The organism is Variimorphobacter saccharofermentans (assembly GCF_014174405.1).
Taxonomy (GTDB): Bacteria; Bacillota; Clostridia; order Lachnospirales; family Lachnospiraceae; genus Mobilitalea; species Mobilitalea saccharofermentans.
Map to the genome: position 1 here is coordinate 3,462,902 of NZ_JACEGA010000001.1, position 16,746 is coordinate 3,479,647.

The window sequence follows — 16,746 nt, forward strand, 5'->3', positions numbered from 1 at the left end:
TATTATAACCTCCGCTTCATCTACAAATAAAGACTACAGTATTCTAATCCATTTTCCCCATTTTTTCAATACTCTTTTCTGTAATTCTTACATTTTCGACAGAATAAATTGTTGTTAAGCGGTGAATCAACTCTTTTTCTGCCTTTACATTCCTACTTTTTGGAAGTTTTTTTATGCATTTTTCCTCCTCACAGTAAATGATTACTGAATCTTTTCCATCATACTCATCCAGTAAAGCATATAGAGTTTGCTCATCCTTTTGAAATTCTGACATTGAAGAATACTTGATCCAAAGCTCCTGTGGAATGTCATCAAAGGGGATAATATCCTGACATATGAGCTTTGCTGGTTTTTCTTCCTCCACTGTTACCTTTCCGCGAACGAATATTTTTGTATCATTTTCCAGTAATGACTTATACTTTTCATAATCTCTTGGAAATAGTATAACCTCAATGGTTCCAAATAAATCTTCCAGTGTAATAAATGCCATCATACTATTAGTTCTTGTGGCTTTAACCGTTTTTGAGGTAATCATTCCGCCGATTATCACGTTTTTACCGTCCTCAACCTTCGGCCTATTCAGTTCTTCGTCAATCACAAAATCATAGGAGTATGCTGTTACATTTTTCTTGATACGACCTTCATAGGCTTCCAGCGGATGCCCGCTTACATAGATCCCTAATACCTCTTTTTCTAATGCAAGTAGCTGCTCCTTGTTGTATTCACTCACGTCGGGCAGTTCCAGTTCATAATCCAGCTTTTCCTTCTCACCCGCTAAGTCGAACAGAGTCATCTGACCAGTCAGTGCCTTTTTCTTATCTGCTGCAATAGAATCGATAATTTGAACATAGCTCATCATCAGTTGTCGCCGATTCGGATGAAGGGAGCTAAAAACACCTGCTTTGATAAAGCTTTCAATGGTCCTTTTATTCACCTCTTTACCAGAGAGTCTTGTAGCAAAATCCTTGATATTTAGGAATGGGCCGTTTTCCTCCCGTTCCTTAACAATCGCCTCTATCACCGGTCTTCCTACTCCTTTGATAGCAGATAACGCATATCGAATAGAATTGCCGGATACGGTAAATACTGAGGCTCCCTCGTTAATATCTGGTGGTAATATCTCAATATCCATCTGTCTGCAGGTATAAATATACTCGGATACCTTGCCTGGATTATCAATCACCGATGTCATAAGCGCTGCCATGAATTCCACCGGATAATAACATTTGAGATAAGCAGTTTCATATGATACTACAGCATAGGCTGCCGCATGGGACTTATTAAAAGCATACTTTGCAAAATCCATCATTTCATCAAAGATATGATTTGCCACTGCTTCCGGTATGCCATTTCCAATACAACCAGTTACTCCCTCATCTGGGTTGCCGTATACAAAAGTCTGCCGTTCCTTTATCATAACGGCTTCCTTTTTCTTTGACATCGCTCTACGGACAAGGTCACTTCTTCCGTAGCTGTATCCAGCCAGATCACGCACAATCTGCATAACCTGCTCCTGATATACAATACAGCCATAGGTTGGAGCCAGAATTGGTTCCAGCTGCGGACATTCGTATACAATGCTCCCTGCTTCATTCTTTCCTTTAATATATTTCGGAATGAAGTCCATTGGCCCGGGACGATAAAGAGCAATTCCTGCAATAATATCCTCCAGATTCCGTGGCCTGAGTTCCTTCATAAAGCTTTTCATTCCGGCACTTTCCAATTGGAAAATACCTTCTGTCTTGCCGGAGGAAATCAGGTCATATACCTTTTCATCATTAAAATCTATTGCTTTAATATCAAATTGTTGTGTTTCACTTCGATTTTTGTTAACTAACGCTTCCGCATTCTGAATTACAGTAAGAGTACGAAGTCCTAAAAAGTCCATCTTCAGCAGACCCAGCTCTTCCAAGGTTGTCATGGTAAACTGAGTGGTGATGGAATCATCGGAGGAACGGGAAAGTGGTACGAATTCATCGATGCTTTCCTTACCGATTACTACTCCTGCTGCATGCATGGAGGTATGTCTCGGCAAGCCCTCCAAACGTTTTGACATATCGATTAGGTATTTAACATCGGAATTGGTTTCGTAAAGCTGCTTTAGTTCCTTATTACCATTTAATGCCTTCTCAATGGTAATTCCAATCTCAGTAGGAATCATCTTGGCAACGGTATCTACCTGAGCATAGGGCAAATCCAATGCTCTACCCACGTCACGGAGGACTGCTCTAGCAGCCATTGTTCCAAAGGTTACAATCTGAACCACTTTTTCTTTTCCATACTTTCTTGTAACATAGTCAATTACTTCCTGCCTGCGTTCAAAGCAGAAATCAATATCTATATCGGGCATGGTAAGACGTTCCGGATTGAGAAAACGTTCGAACAATAGATTATATTTGATGGGATCGATATCCGTTATTCTAAGACTATAAGATACTATGGAACCTGCTGCACTACCTCGTCCTGGTCCTACTATAATATTGTTATCTCTTGCATATTTGATGAAATCCCATACAATCAGGAAATAATCCACGAATCCCATGCTATGAATGGTTTCCAGTTCGTACTCCAATCGATCCGATAATTCCTTTGTCACAGGCTGGTATCTTTCTTCAAGACCCTCCTGGCAAAGCTTCTTTAAATATTCAAATGCTGTATAAGGAGCAGGAACCGGATACACCGGCAGTTTATATTCTCCGAAGGTTATGGTTACATTACACCTCTTTGCGATTTCGTATGTATTCTCCAGAGCCTCCTTTGCATATGGAAATACAACCAGCATCTCTTCCGGGGATTTCAGATAATACTGCCCTCCCTCGTAACGCATTCGATTTTCATCCGATACCTTTTTCTGTGTCTGTATGCAAAGCAGAATATCATGGGGATCTGCATCCTCTGCAAAAGTATAATGCACGTCATTGGTGGCCACCAGCTTGATTCCGGTATCCTGGGATAACCGTAACAAGCCCTGATTAACCGATTTTTGCTCCTGCATTCCATGATCCTGAAGCTCCAGAAAGAAATTACCTTCTCCGAAGATTCCCTGAAGCTTTAATGCTACCGCCTTTGCTTCTTCATAAAAGCCCTTGAGAAGATTCCCTGCTACCTCCCCTGCCAGACAGGCACTTAATGCAATAATCCCTTCCCTATATTGCTGTAAGATCTCATAATCAATTCTGGGTTTATAATAAAAACCTTCAATGAAGCCCTTTGACACTATTTTCATAAGGTTATGATATCCAATATCATTCTCTGCTAACAAAACCAAGTGATGATAGCGTTCCTCGGAGGCTCCGGTTTCCCGGTCAAATCTGGAGTTCGGAGCAACATACACTTCACAGCCTATGATTGGTTTAATTCCTTCCAATATACATGTCTTATAAAAGTCAATCACACCATACATCACACCATGATCCGTAATGGCAAGACTGTCCATGCCAAGCTCTTTAGCTCGGTGAACCATTTCCTTAATCTTACCGGAGCCATCTAACAGGCTGTATTCCGTATGGACATGTAAATGAGTAAAATTCATGCTCTTCCTCCTTCCGTCTTAGATTTATGCTAAACTACCAGTCCTTTGCCGGACGCTCCGGGTCAATAATATCCTTCACATCAAATAAATCGGATAAACGCTCCGGGAATTCCAGCATTGCCTGTCCATCCAAAGGTCTTCTGGTCATTCTCATATAATCATCCTTAATATACATCCATGGTGACTTATATACCCCGCAAAACATGGTAAAGCCACACTCTTTCATATACTGGAATTTCTCACCACTGTAGCTACCGGTGGTGACTTCTATATCAGCACCAAAGGGAAACACATAGATCTCGGTAGGTCCAATCAGTGAGCCCACCTCTGCCATCCATTTGTCAGTATCTTTTTTAAAGACCTCAAAGCTTGCTGTAGTCATATTTAGATGTCCCCAGCTATGGGATCCAAGCTCCCAGCCATCCTCTTTGAGCGCCTGAGCCACCTTCTTTACCTGTTCCACATCCTGTTCATAGGTTGGCGATTCCGGATCATTGGTACGATATCCCAATGTGCCTTCGTAACCAGTTATAGCAAGAAGTCCTTTGGCACCCTTATAGGAAAAGTCGGGATGCTCCTCTACAAAGGCATCCAGTATAGGAACAATATCAAAATCACCTGTGATAATGGATCCGTCATCCGCTCTCATTTCACAGGTCGGCTTCCCATCCTCACCTATGACGATACGCGTAGCAAATCCATCAGTCTCCATATATTCATAGTAATTCACATCATCCTCTGATAATACAAAGGGCTTTTTTCCTGCAGGCAAATATATCTCGCCCTCTTCGTAGATGGTTGTCCCATCCTCCTTCGTTACCTTCTTTACCAGGTCTGCCATTCTCACAAGAACATATCCGTCCTCGTACATCTTCTGCATCATTTTCTTAAATTCCGATATAGTTGTCATATACATATTATAGCCGCGTGACATTCTGTCACCATCAAAGGCTTTTGAATTATCAGCAACCAGTGCATGAAAGAATATATGATTAATTTCTGATACGGATTGATAGGAACCCCCGTAGAGTAAAAGCTCACTCTTTTCCTTCTCAAGGCGTTCTACTGCTGCTACTAAGGTTGTGTATTTCTCATAGCTTCCTTCTGTCCCCTGATATTTCTTAAGCAGCTCAATTGCCCCTTCATAGTCATAGCTCAATGCAAGCTGATCCGCCTGATTGATTAATTCCTGACGCTCCTTCTCTTCCTGCATTAATCTTTCCTGTTCTTTGACCGCTTCAATTTCTTCAGCTGAAAGCTCATCCTCCACTTCCTCCTGTTTCCCATCCGAGGATTCGTTCTCTCCATTTTGAGAAGCATTTTCCTGAGCCGATGATTTATCTTCTTGTGAAGTAGAGTTTCCTGAATTCGGTGAGCTTGTTTGCTTTTCCTTCCACAATACATAAATCCGATAGGATCCGATTAGCAATAAGAGAATTAGAATTTCACATACTATAATTATAACTGTTTTTTTACCTCGTTTGTTACGATGATTGTCATTTTCATTCGTATCCATTATACTATACCCCATTTCCTGTTATCTTTCGAAAGAAATGATTAACGTGTAGGTTCTACTTCCTTAATCACCTCTTAGTGTCACGGTTGACAGGTTCCACAGTTTAGCTACACACGAGAGTATTATAACATATATATGAAATTATTTCGTTACAAAAGTATTAAATCATTTCAAGTAATCGAAAGAGGGTTGCTGCAAATATATTTGCAACAACCCTGTCCCTTTTGACTCGTCTATTTACTACTTAAATATTTTTCAATATTCTCTATCGCCTGCTGCTCATCCGGTCCATCTGCTGTCACAGTTACGGTCTCTCCGGCTGAGATACCCAAACTCATCATGCCCATAATGCTCTTTGCATTTACTCTTTTTTCTTCACTAACTACATGAATGCTACATTCATATTGACTTGCCACCTGAACTAGTAGTGCAACAGGTCTCGCTTCCAGACCGTTAGGAATGTTAATGACTATTTCCTTCGTTATCATGACTATTTTCCTCCTTAAGCTCTCTCAAATGATCTGCAATCATACTTAACTTTCTTAATCTATGGTTTACACCGGATTTCCCAATCGGTGGCAGTAGCATTGCTCCAAGTTCCTTCAATGAAGCCTCCGGATATTCTACCCGTAATTTTGCAATGTCCTCCAAACCTTCTGACAAATCTCCATATCCTACATGATCACGGATATAAATGATATCCTCAATCTGTTTTGTCGCAGCAGTTACTGTCTTATTGATGTTAGCTGCCTCACAATTCACCTGACGATTAATCGAATTGCGCATTTCCTTTAGTATTCTTACGTTCTCCAAGTTCATTAAAGCAATGTGTGCTTCAACAACATTGAGGAAATCAACGATTTGAGAGCCTTCCTTAATATAAACTACGTAATTCTTTTTACGCATTACTATCTTGGCATCAATGGAAAAGGCTGTTATCATTTCCCTGAGATGCTCCGCCTTATCCAAGCTTGATACGACTACTTCCAAGTGATAAGCCTTCTTGGGATTACTCATTGATCCGGATACCAGAAAGGCACCACGGATAAATGCTCTTTTACAACAGGTATTCTGTGTTATCAACTGACTCGAAACCTTCAGCTCATGAACTCCCTGTACTGGTAAAGGCGACACTGTCATATCGTCGCAGGACAATTTCGTTGCCTGAAGGATATGCGTAATCGTCTCCATATTTTTAATGATAAGGGTATACGACGTATTGTTTTTAAGACTGATATTAGTTTTAACAGAAACATCATTATTTATATTAAATGTTTTTCTTATTAATGTAAAGTATTTTCTTGCTACGTCAATATTTTCCGTTTGTATTTTCAGATAATATTTCGAACCGGATTGGACAATTCTGCCCTCGTAGGATAGCATTGCAGCCAATTCTGCCAGACAACAGTGCCTTGCGCTACTATACTGTGCAGAAAGCTCTTCTTTTACATCCTTTGAAAACGACATCGTTAATCATCCCTCTCAATATCTCTATGCTCAACCTTTAAGCCATATTCCGTATTGTTCAATCTCTTGGCTAATTCATTCACCAGGGTGACAGAACGGTGCTTTCCTCCGGTACAGCCTATGCTGACCACTAGTTGGTTCTTTCCTTCTGCAATGTAGTTTGGTATTAGAAAGAGCAGCATGTCCTCTAATTTATCCATAAATTTCCCAGCCGTTCCTGAAGCCATGACATATTGCCTTACCTCTTCGTTATTACCTGTTTTTTTCTTTAATTCATCAACATAATAAGGATTAGGTAAAAATCTTACATCAAATACCAGATCCGAGTCCACCGGTATTCCGTATTTAAACCCAAAGGAAAGAACTGTGATATAAAAATTACTAAAGCCTTCATCATTTAGATAAATTTTATTAATCTGTGCTTTCAAATCACGGATTAATAAATGACTGGTATCTATAATTACATCGGCATTCTTTCGAAGAAAATACAGTCTTTCCCGTTCCAGGGCAATTCCCTTTTCCACTCTACCAACACCGGATAGTGGATGATTTCTTCTTGTTTCCTTATATCTTTTTACCAGAACCTCCTGTGAGCAATCCAAGAATAATATCTCCACGGGTATATTGGAACGCTTTATATCCTGAATAATCGTATCCATTTCTCTTAAGGATTGCCCGCTACGGATGTCAAGACCCAAAGCGACCTTGCTTTGATTTCCCTGCATGATTAATTTGGAAAACTTCTTCACTAATTGAACCGGAAGATTGTCAACACAAAAATATCCTGCATCCTCAAGCATCTTCAAGGTTGAACTTTTTCCTGCTCCGGACATCCCTGTAACAATTACAAATCTCATAATACCTCTATTTCTGCACTCATACATGTGCCACAATAAGCTGTACCGCCTGTGTAGAATTACAAACCACGTTTTATCATCGCGCTTGTTTCATACGACTATATTATGAAACTCTCCAAGAAATTTCACCTCAGGCTCCAGTCTGACACCAAATTTCTCCTCTACAATACGTATAACATCGTTTACTACTGTTATAAACTCCTCTGCAGTAGCCCGATCCTTATTAATTACAAAACCACAATGTTTTTCTGATACGGCTGCTCCCCCTACCTGATAGCCTCGAAGTCCGGCATCATGTATCAGTTTACCTGCAAAATATCCCTGTGGTCGTTTGAATGTACTTCCCGCACTATATTGATCCAGAGGCTGCTTTTCACGTCGTTGGGAGTTTAAATCATTCATTTTCTGATAGATAGCTTGCTGATCTCCTATTGAAAGCTGAATTTCAGCTTCCAACAAAACATAATTCTTTTTTTGAAGGATACTGGTACGATAACCAAGCTCCAGTTTATCATAACTGAGCTCCAGTACATTTCCCTCTTCATCCAGAACTCTGGCAAGCGTAAGGCATTGCTTCATCTCACCATCATAAGCTCCGGCATTCATAGTAACCGCTCCCCCAAGCGTTCCCGGAATTCCAGAAGCAAATTCAAAGCCTGTCAGACTATGCTTCGCAGCCACACTGGCAAGCTTGGATAACAGGACTCCTGCCTGAGCTGTAATGAGGTGTTTCTCTTCATTCACAACTATCTGTGAATAGTCCTCACCCAGCTTTACAATTAAACCGCGGTAACCAGAGTCAGAAACCAGAAGATTACTTCCATTTCCCATGATGTAATAAGGCATATTCATTCTCTTGCATAGAGCCACTACCTCTTTTACCTCTTCCACACTTGTGGGCATTACGAGATAATCCGCCTCTCCTCCAATATGAAGCGAGGTATGGTATTCCATACGTTCCTTCAATCTAACCCGTTCCTTCGGTATTATAAGAATTAGTTTCTCATAAAATTGCTCTTCCAATTTACTCCTCCTACCCAAAAACGCCAGATCCTGTAATATTGTCTGTCCTTTATTGATATCATCTTTATTACTGCTTTGATTATTTTATGCCAGAATTACTATCATGGTATCATTGATTTTATAGATTAAGCCAAGATCAGCTTTGCCGCACCATAAATTCCAGCGTCATTGCCAAGTGTTGCAAGCCTGAACTCCTTGTTCTTCAAGGCATCCATAACATTGGCATTATAATACTTCTTCACGGTTTCTGTCAGAATCTCTCCTGCCTTGGATACTCCTCCGCCGATTACAAATGCTTCAGGGTCAACAACCTGTGCTATGTGTGCCATCGCAATGCCCAGATAGTAACAAGCCTTCTCAACCACTTCCATTGACAGCTCGTCCCCGTTCTTCGCACAGTCAAATACTGATTTTGCACTAATTTCAGGGATATTCCGTAACGAAGAAGCCTTTGAACTATCATTCAGATAACGTTTTGCTAATCTTACGATTCCCGTAGCAGAGGCATATTGCTCCAGACAGCCCTTTTTCCCACAGCCACAGGTGTTCTCTTCCTTCTCATTAACCAGAATGTGACCCACTTCACCGGCTGCTCCTTTGCTTCCCGCTAAAACAGAGCCGTTTAATATGATGCCACCGCCAACTCCTGTTCCAAGAGTCAATAACACAACATTGCGGTATCCTTTTCCTCCGCCCATCCAGTATTCGCCCAATGCTGCCACATTGGCATCATTGCCAGCCTTAACCTTTAAGCCAGTTAATGATCTCATTTCTTCTTCAATATTAAAATGTCCTAAACCCAGATTCGGAAGTTCCTGTACTTCCCCATTATCCATTACAGGACCGGGTACTCCGACACCTACTCCTGCTATCGCTTCCTTTTTCAGGTTTAGCTCAGTAATTTTTTCCTTTATAAAATCTGCTGCATCACGAAGAATATCCTTACCTTCTCCTGTTCTCTTCGTTGCAAAATCCCATTTATTCAGAAGTTCTCCTTCTGTATTAAATAATCCCACTTTTACTGCAGTTCCACCTACATCAATTCCAAAGCATACCTGTTCCATGTTATACACTGCCTTTCCCTTACTATTTATTCCCCTAATCTCCTTATTCATCTATATGATATGCTGTCCACATAAAGATTTCTAGTGCATATCCCCTTTGCGTAGATTATTGGTTACACGATTGTATAGCTCCTGAGCCGCATTATAACCCATTTTCTTCTGACGATGATTTACTGCTGCTGATTCACAGATAATAGCCAGATTTCTACCGGGGCGAATCGGAATCGAATGGCATACTACCTTATTGCCAAGGAACTCAATATATTGCTCATCCAATCCAAAGCGATCATATTGCTTATCTTTATTAAACTCCTCCAGCTTAATCACCAGATCGATTGCCTGGGTATTCTTAACGCTTTCCACACCGAATAAGGTCTTCACGTCAATTATTCCAATTCCTCGAAGCTCGATGAAATGTCTTGTAATGTCGGGTGAGGTACCAATCAGTGTATCATCACTGACCTTTTTAATTTCAACCACATCATCCGTTACAAGACGATGTCCTCTCTTAATTAACTCCAATGCAGCTTCACTTTTACCGATGCCGCTTTCTCCCATGATTAGAATACCTTCGCCATATACGTCTACCAGACCTCCATGAATGGTGATCCGGGGAGCAAGCTCCACATTCAGCCATCGAATTACTTCGGCCATAAAAGAGGAGGTGGTCTTGGATGATTTTAAAATCGGAACGCCTTTTTCCACTGCCAGCTTGATAAAACTCTCGCTGACCTCAAGATTTCTGCAGAAAATAATACATGGAACATGATAGTCCATCAGCTTGCTTAAGATCTGCAACCGTTGCTCCTGATCCATCTGCTGCATGTAAGCATGCTCCACATGACCAATTACCTGCACCCGCTCCGAGTCAAAATGATCAAAGAAGCCTGCTAATTGAAGTGCGGGCCTATTCACATCGGGCTGGGATAATTTAATACTATTAATGTCGATCTCCGGAGTACAATTCTCCAAACTCATTTTTTCTATCAAACGAACCAACTCAACTGTATACATCTTATACCTCCATCTGCGAACAAGTAAGTCAGAGCTTACTTGAAACCTACGATATTTTGTTCGTCATTTTGCCGATAAATCATAACCTCATCTTGTCTGCTACATTCTAACACAACTATTTGATCTCTGTAAATGCTTATTGTGATGTCTGCTTATGAAAAAATTCATAAACCTGCTCTGCGGACTGACGGTTCATGGCAGGAACCTTCATAATCTCCTCCACCTCCGCCGCCTGAATAGCCTCCAACGATTGGAAATATTTCATCAGGGCACGTCTTCTGGTGGGTCCGATTCCACTAATGTCATCAAGAATGGAACGCACCTGACTCTTCTGCCTTAAGGAGCGATGGTACTCAATGGCAAAGCGATGGGTTTCATCCTGTATTCTGGTAATTAATTTAAATAACTCACTGCTCTTATCTATAGGAAGTTCTTTCTCATTATAGTATAATCCCCTGGTCCGATGATTATCATCCTTAACCATACCGCAGACCGGAATATTGATGTTTAATTCCGATAGAACACGTAAGGCAATTCCAACCTGCCCTTTTCCACCATCCATAAGAATCAGGTCAGGAAATCTGGTAAAGCTTCCAAATGCTTCATCCAATTGCTTCTCCTTCTGTTCCTCCCTTTCTTTCTGACCATGGGTAAATCTTCTGTTTAATACCTCGTACATCGATGCATAATCATCCGGTCCCTGAACGGTGCGTAGCTTGAATTTTCGATAATCCGCTTTTTTAGGCTTACCCTTCTCATACACCACCATGGATCCTACGGATTCAAATCCTGCCGTATTCGATATATCGAAGGATTCAATGCGATCAACCATGGGAAGATCCAGATATCCGGCTAATTCCCTTAAGGCACCTGTTGTTTTGGCTTCTTCCCGCTTGATCTTTTCCATATCCTGATTTAATACCAGTAAAGCATTCTTCTTTGCTAATTCCACAAGCTTCTCCTTGTCACCCTTCTGGGGGACCTTAAGAAGAACCTTCTGACCTCTTCTCGCTGTAAGCCATTCTTCAATCAATTCCTGTTCCTCCGGCTCGGCACTAAGGAAAATCTCCTTCGGAATATACGGTGTTCCCGCATAAAACTGCTTAAGGAAGCTGTCCATAACCTTGCTGTCAGACTCCTCCTCCACACCGGACAGGTGAAAATGGTCCCTTCCGATCAGTTTACCCGAGCGAATAAAGAAGGTCTGTACCACAGCCTCATCCTTATCCCTGGCAAAGGCTATAATATCCCGATCCATCAGATCCGTATATGTGATTTTCTGTTTATTTGCAATATGCTTAACACTGCCAAGCAGGTCCCTGTATTCTGCTGCCTTTTCAAACTCCATAGCCTCCGAGGCCTCTTGCATCTTCTCCTGCAGCATTTTGCCGACTCTGCTGTAATTTCCATTCAGGAACTCCAGTACCTCATCAATATTCTTGCGGTATTCCTCTTCTGATATATATCCCATACAGGGCGCATCGCACTGACCCATGTGATAATACAGACATGGGCGTTCCTTACCGATATCTCTCGGAAGCCTCCGATTACAGGTTCTGATTTTATATATTCGACGAATCAAATCAAGAGTATCCTTCACCGCGGTGATACTGGTATACGGGCCAAAATACTTTGATTTGTCCTTCTTCATGTCCCTGGAAAATAATACTTTAGGATAGGCTTCATTTACGGTAACACGAATATAGGGATAGGACTTATCGTCCTTCAGCATGGTATTATACTTCGGTCTGTGTTCCTTAATCAGATTACATTCCAATACGAGGGCTTCCAGTTCGGAATCGGTAATAATGTACTCAAAATGGTCGATATGCTCCACCATTTGTCTGATCTTCTCCGTATGGTTGCGACTATTCTGAAAATACTGCCTAACACGGTTTTTCAAAACGACCGCTTTCCCAACATAGATGATGGCATCCTTACTATCCCTCATAATATATACACCCGGTTTAGCGGGTAGCTTTTTTAATTCTTCTTCAATATTAAACATTGGTTACTCCCATCTAATTTAATCTGTATGATAGTAACTGATTGCAAGTTGGTCCGCTTTGTGCCTACATTGCAAAAAAGAGATAGAAACTAAAGGAGGTTTTCTATCTCTTTTCCGTATTTATATTACTACATTATTCTGATTAATTCAAGTGCTGGAATGGTGGAGATTGTGATTAGATTGTACTACTCTCCTGAATTTGAGCCTCTTCTTCCTTCTCATCCTTCTCGGAGCTTTTTACTTCTTCCGTGATACCTTTCACTTCATTATAAATGCTCATAAACTCTTCACCTGTAATCGTTTCCTTGGTGATCAGATGTTCTGCGATTTTATCCAAAACATCCCTGTTTTCAGCGAGAAGTTTCTCCGCTCTATCATAGCATTTTTTAAGTATCGTCATTACTTCCTGATCAATCTCAGCGGCTGTAGCGTCACCACAATTCAGTACCGGTCTACCGTCAAGATATTTACTTTCCACGGATTCCAGACCCATAAGTCCGAATTTCTCACTCATACCGTATTGGGTAACCATTGCTCTCGCAAGTGATGTAGCCTTCTCGATATCATTGGAAGCACCTGTCGTGATGGAATTAAAGACGATTTTCTCTGCGGCACGACCGCCGTATAATGTTACAATTCTTGTCAGGATTTCCTCCTGACTCATCAGATACTTTTCTTCCTCCGGGACTTGCATAACATAACCCAGTGAACCCATGGTTCTTGGAACAATTGTAATCTTCTGAACCGGTTCGGAATGTTTCTCCAGAGCGGTTACTAACGCATGGCCTACCTCATGATATGCAACAATCCGTTTTTCGTCCTTGCCGAGGATACGATCCTTCTTTTCTTTTCCGGCGATTACAACCTCTACCGATTCAAATAAATCCTCCTGTGTAACCGCGGTTCGTCCTTGCTTTACAGCAAGTATCGCTGCTTCATTTATCATATTAGCAAGATCGGATCCTACCGCTCCCGAGGTTGCCTTCGCTATCGCATCTAAATCAACAGAATCATGCATTAGAACATTCTTTGCATGAACCTTCAGGATATCAACTCTACCCTTAAGATCCGGCTTATCAACAATGATACGACGATCAAAACGCCCAGGACGAAGTAACGCTTTATCAAGCACTTCCGGTCGGTTAGTTGCCCCCAGGATAACCAATCCTTTAGAGGAATCAAATCCGTCCATGTTAGCAAGTAGTTGGTTTAAGGTCTGCTCCCGTTCATCGTTACCACCGCCGTAATGGGTATCTCTGCTCTTACCAATAGCGTCGATCTCATCTATAAAAATAATACAGGGTGCAGACTGCTGTGCCTGCTTAAATAAATCTCTTACTCTGGATGCACCGACACCTACAAACATCTCCACAAAATCAGAACCGGACAAAGAGAAAAAAGGAACCTTTGCTTCTCCGGCTACCGCCTTTGCCAACAAGGTCTTACCCGTACCGGGAGGACCAACCAGCAGAGCGCCTTTCGGGAGCTTTGCACCGATATGTGTATATTTCGCAGGATTGTGCAGAAAGTCTACCAATTCTTTTAAGGATTCCTTCGCTTCCTCCTGTCCGGCAACATCCTTGAAGGTAACACCGGTCTGCTTTTCCACATATACCTTAGCATTGCTTTTTCCTACACCCATCACTCCGCCACTATTCTTTGATATGGTTCGAAATAAGAACCACATAACACCGTAAATTGCAATAAATGGTAATATTGATACAATAATCGTCTGAAGCAGATTTTCCTCTTCCGGGACCTCCCCAAATTCTACATCTGCATCCTTCAGTCTTTGTACCAAATCCAAATCTAAAATATATCCCGTATAATAAGTAATTTTAATTGGCTTATTTTCCTGTCCCTTTGGCGTAATTATTATTTTATTAGATTGTATCTCTACTTTTTGAACCTTACCATCATCCAGCATATCCAAAAACTTATCATAAGATATTTCCTGATTAGTCCCTGACTCTATTTGCTGCGTTATAAAAGTGAACATGGACCAGATTGCTAAAGCGGATATCAACGTTATGATAATAATCGTTTTATTTGGGAAACCATTCTTATTGTTTTTTTGATTATTGTTATCCACAAAATCCTCCTTACTACAGTAATTTCCTATATTTCATCGGAATGAAACACTCCTATACTGATATTCATTAATATATTATCAATAGGATGCATTACCCGATCAAAAAAATTGCTGGGTAACTTTGTCTGTTTTTACTCGCATACCTCATTATACTGATAGTCTTTCCATAAATCAATAAAATTGTTCTTAAAATTCTGTGATGAAATTGTGTGCTACTTTGAATTTTCACCTATAATAAAAAAATTTCAAATTTTAGTCAATAAGTACTATATGATTTGTCATTTTGTGTCGATAAACTTTTTAAGAGTATAAATATGAACAGGAGATAAAAAACATGGTACTTGCTCATAATATGGAGGCTTTGAATGCCCTCCGATATTCCACTAATACCAGTAATAAGCTTAGAAAGTCATCGGAGCGTCTCTCAACCGGTTATAAAATCAATCGTTCGGCTGATAATGCTGCCGGTCTTCAAATATCAGAAAAAATGCGTAGCCAGATCAGAGGTCTCGAAGCTGCCTCCACTAATGCACAGGACGGGATCTCCTTCCTTCAGACTGCAGATGGCGCTCTTGGTGATGTTCAAGCATTAATTCAAAGAGGAAGAGAGCTATGTGTCCAAGCCTCCAATGATACCAATGTGGATAATGATCGAGAAGCGATACAGAGTGAAATTGATGCAATTAATGCAGAGATCAATCGTATTGCAGAGCAGACCGAATTTAATACCATACGCTGTTTCCCTACCGGAGGTGCAACTCCTTCCAAGCTTGCTCCCATCAATAAGACAAGCTACTCGATTACCATCGACAGAGACTCAGATACAGTAATTGTAGAAGGATCTTCTTCCGATTCTGGCAGTACATTAGCAAATAAAATTGCAACCGAGTTGATTCCCAATGCTCTGACTCAGATATTAAATGCTTTTCCGGCGTTGGATACCATGGACAGGAACATTGATCTTAAGCTTGAGGTTACAAACATAGATGGTTCCTCCGGTACCTTGGCCTATGCTCAGATTTCATTTATTCCTACCACCGGTGATATCCTAACATATACTCTGCGGGTTGATTCATCGGATTTTACGGATGAAGATGCAGATGGCACGGGTTCTCGGGCAGAGATGTTGGAATCTACCATTGCACACGAAATGATGCATCACGTTATGTATAATGCGCTACGTGATGGTATGACCTCCTATGGTCCTGAAGATTATCCTGATTGGTTTGTTGAGGGGGCCGCTCAGGTAGCCGGCGGTGGTTTTACTACCGGATGGAATACCACCCTTACCGGAATAGAAAATGGCAGTTTGAGTAATGATGACAAGAACACTGCTGTAAGCAATTATTTACAGGCTCATACCCTCAATGATCGTCCCTATGGTCACGGATATCTTGCAACAATGTATCTTGGATATTTGGCAAGTGGATCCGGGGCTGTAACTGCATCAAGCATTTGTAACGGTTTAAATAAAATATTTGATTCTTTGAGAAATGGCAATACTCTAGATCAGGCTATAGCTGCTAATACACCATTCGCTAACGCTACTGCTTTACAAAATGTCTTTTCATCCCCCACCAATGAGCTGGTCGCCTTCGTTCGCTCTCTGGCTGCCGCTAATGGTGCCGGATCTGCAATCGCACCTAGTCTGTCAACTAAGGGTACTGATATATTGGAAAATAGTACAACCGGCTTAAAAACCATGTTTGTCGTTACTGATGTACCGGACGTAACTCCTCCCGGAGGTGGCTCCACACCGGTTAATTTAAATCAAATATCCTTACAAATTGGCGCAAATTCAAATCAATCACTGCAATTTCAGTTATATGATATTTCCACCGGAATATTAGGACTCGATACCGTTACAGTAATTGATCATCTTTCTGCAAGCAATGGAATACATGCTTATGATGAAGCCTTGAACCGCATCTCCGGTGTTCGTTCCGCATATGGCGCCGTCCAGAACCGTTTAGAGCATGCCATCGCTAATGCAGAAAACACTGCTGAAAATCTTCAAGCGGCGGAAACCCGCATTCGTGATGTTGATATGGCGAAGGAAATGGTTGAATACTCAATATCCAATATTCTGCTTCAGGCCGGACAAGCTATGATGACTCAGGCAAATCAAAGCAGACAGGGAATCCTAAGTTTGCTACAGTAATAGAGAAAATGA

General features: G+C 41.1%; 11 protein-coding genes. 1 reads left to right on the top strand and 10 read right to left on the bottom strand.

Going from position 1 to position 16,746, the window contains the following annotated elements; translation table 11 throughout:
* Nucleotides 1–43: 43 nt before the first annotated feature.
* The 10 genes from H0486_RS14985 to ftsH all read right to left on the bottom strand — a co-directional run bounded on the left by H0486_RS14985 (nt 44) and on the right by ftsH (nt 14,573).
* The gene (locus H0486_RS14985) at nt 44–3,532 is read right to left on the bottom strand and encodes a DNA polymerase III subunit alpha (protein WP_228353763.1); all 3,489 of its coding nucleotides are present in this window, start codon (nt 3,530–3,532) and stop codon (nt 44–46) included.
* Between the two features lie 34 nt (nt 3,533–3,566).
* Complete coding sequence (locus tag H0486_RS14990) at nt 3,567–5,048, bottom strand: polysaccharide deacetylase family protein (RefSeq protein ID WP_228353764.1); 1,482 nt, start codon at nt 5,046–5,048, stop codon at nt 3,567–3,569.
* A gap of 233 nt (nt 5,049–5,281) precedes the next feature.
* On the bottom strand, nt 5,282–5,536 hold the full coding sequence (locus tag H0486_RS14995; protein ID WP_228353765.1) for an HPr family phosphocarrier protein: 255 nt from the start codon (nt 5,534–5,536) through the stop codon (nt 5,282–5,284).
* Entirely contained in the window at nt 5,511–6,515 is a 1,005-nt protein-coding gene (gene whiA, locus H0486_RS15000; RefSeq protein ID WP_228353766.1) for a DNA-binding protein WhiA, read from the bottom strand. The genes H0486_RS14995 and whiA overlap by 26 nt, the downstream gene beginning before the upstream one ends.
* A 2-nt stretch (nt 6,516–6,517) precedes the next feature.
* Nucleotides 6,518–7,372, bottom strand: a complete 855-nt coding sequence (rapZ, locus tag H0486_RS15005) for an RNase adapter RapZ (RefSeq protein WP_228353767.1) — start codon at nt 7,370–7,372, stop codon at nt 6,518–6,520.
* A 90-nt stretch (nt 7,373–7,462) separates the two neighbouring features.
* Complete coding sequence (gene murB / locus H0486_RS15010) at nt 7,463–8,395, bottom strand: UDP-N-acetylmuramate dehydrogenase (RefSeq protein ID WP_228353768.1); 933 nt, start codon at nt 8,393–8,395, stop codon at nt 7,463–7,465.
* 125 nt (nt 8,396–8,520) lie between these two features.
* Nucleotides 8,521–9,510 (bottom strand): ROK family glucokinase, encoded by a 990-nt coding sequence (locus H0486_RS15015; protein WP_330594550.1) that lies wholly within the window; start codon nt 9,508–9,510, stop codon nt 8,521–8,523.
* Nucleotides 9,511–9,540: 30 nt separating this feature from the next.
* On the bottom strand, nt 9,541–10,473 hold the full coding sequence (hprK, locus tag H0486_RS15020) for an HPr(Ser) kinase/phosphatase (protein WP_228353769.1): 933 nt from the start codon (nt 10,471–10,473) through the stop codon (nt 9,541–9,543).
* A gap of 136 nt (nt 10,474–10,609) precedes the next feature.
* Nucleotides 10,610–12,481, bottom strand: coding sequence for an excinuclease ABC subunit UvrC (uvrC, locus tag H0486_RS15025; RefSeq protein WP_228353770.1), 1,872 nt, complete (start codon nt 12,479–12,481; stop codon nt 10,610–10,612).
* A gap of 175 nt (nt 12,482–12,656) precedes the next feature.
* On the bottom strand, nt 12,657–14,573 hold the full coding sequence (gene ftsH, locus H0486_RS15030; RefSeq protein WP_228353771.1) for an ATP-dependent zinc metalloprotease FtsH: 1,917 nt from the start codon (nt 14,571–14,573) through the stop codon (nt 12,657–12,659).
* Between the two features lie 334 nt (nt 14,574–14,907).
* Between ftsH and H0486_RS15035 the strand changes: the two genes are divergently transcribed.
* Entirely contained in the window at nt 14,908–16,734 is a 1,827-nt protein-coding gene (locus tag H0486_RS15035; RefSeq protein WP_323163553.1) for a flagellinolysin, read from the top strand.
* Nucleotides 16,735–16,746: the final 12 nt, after the last annotated feature.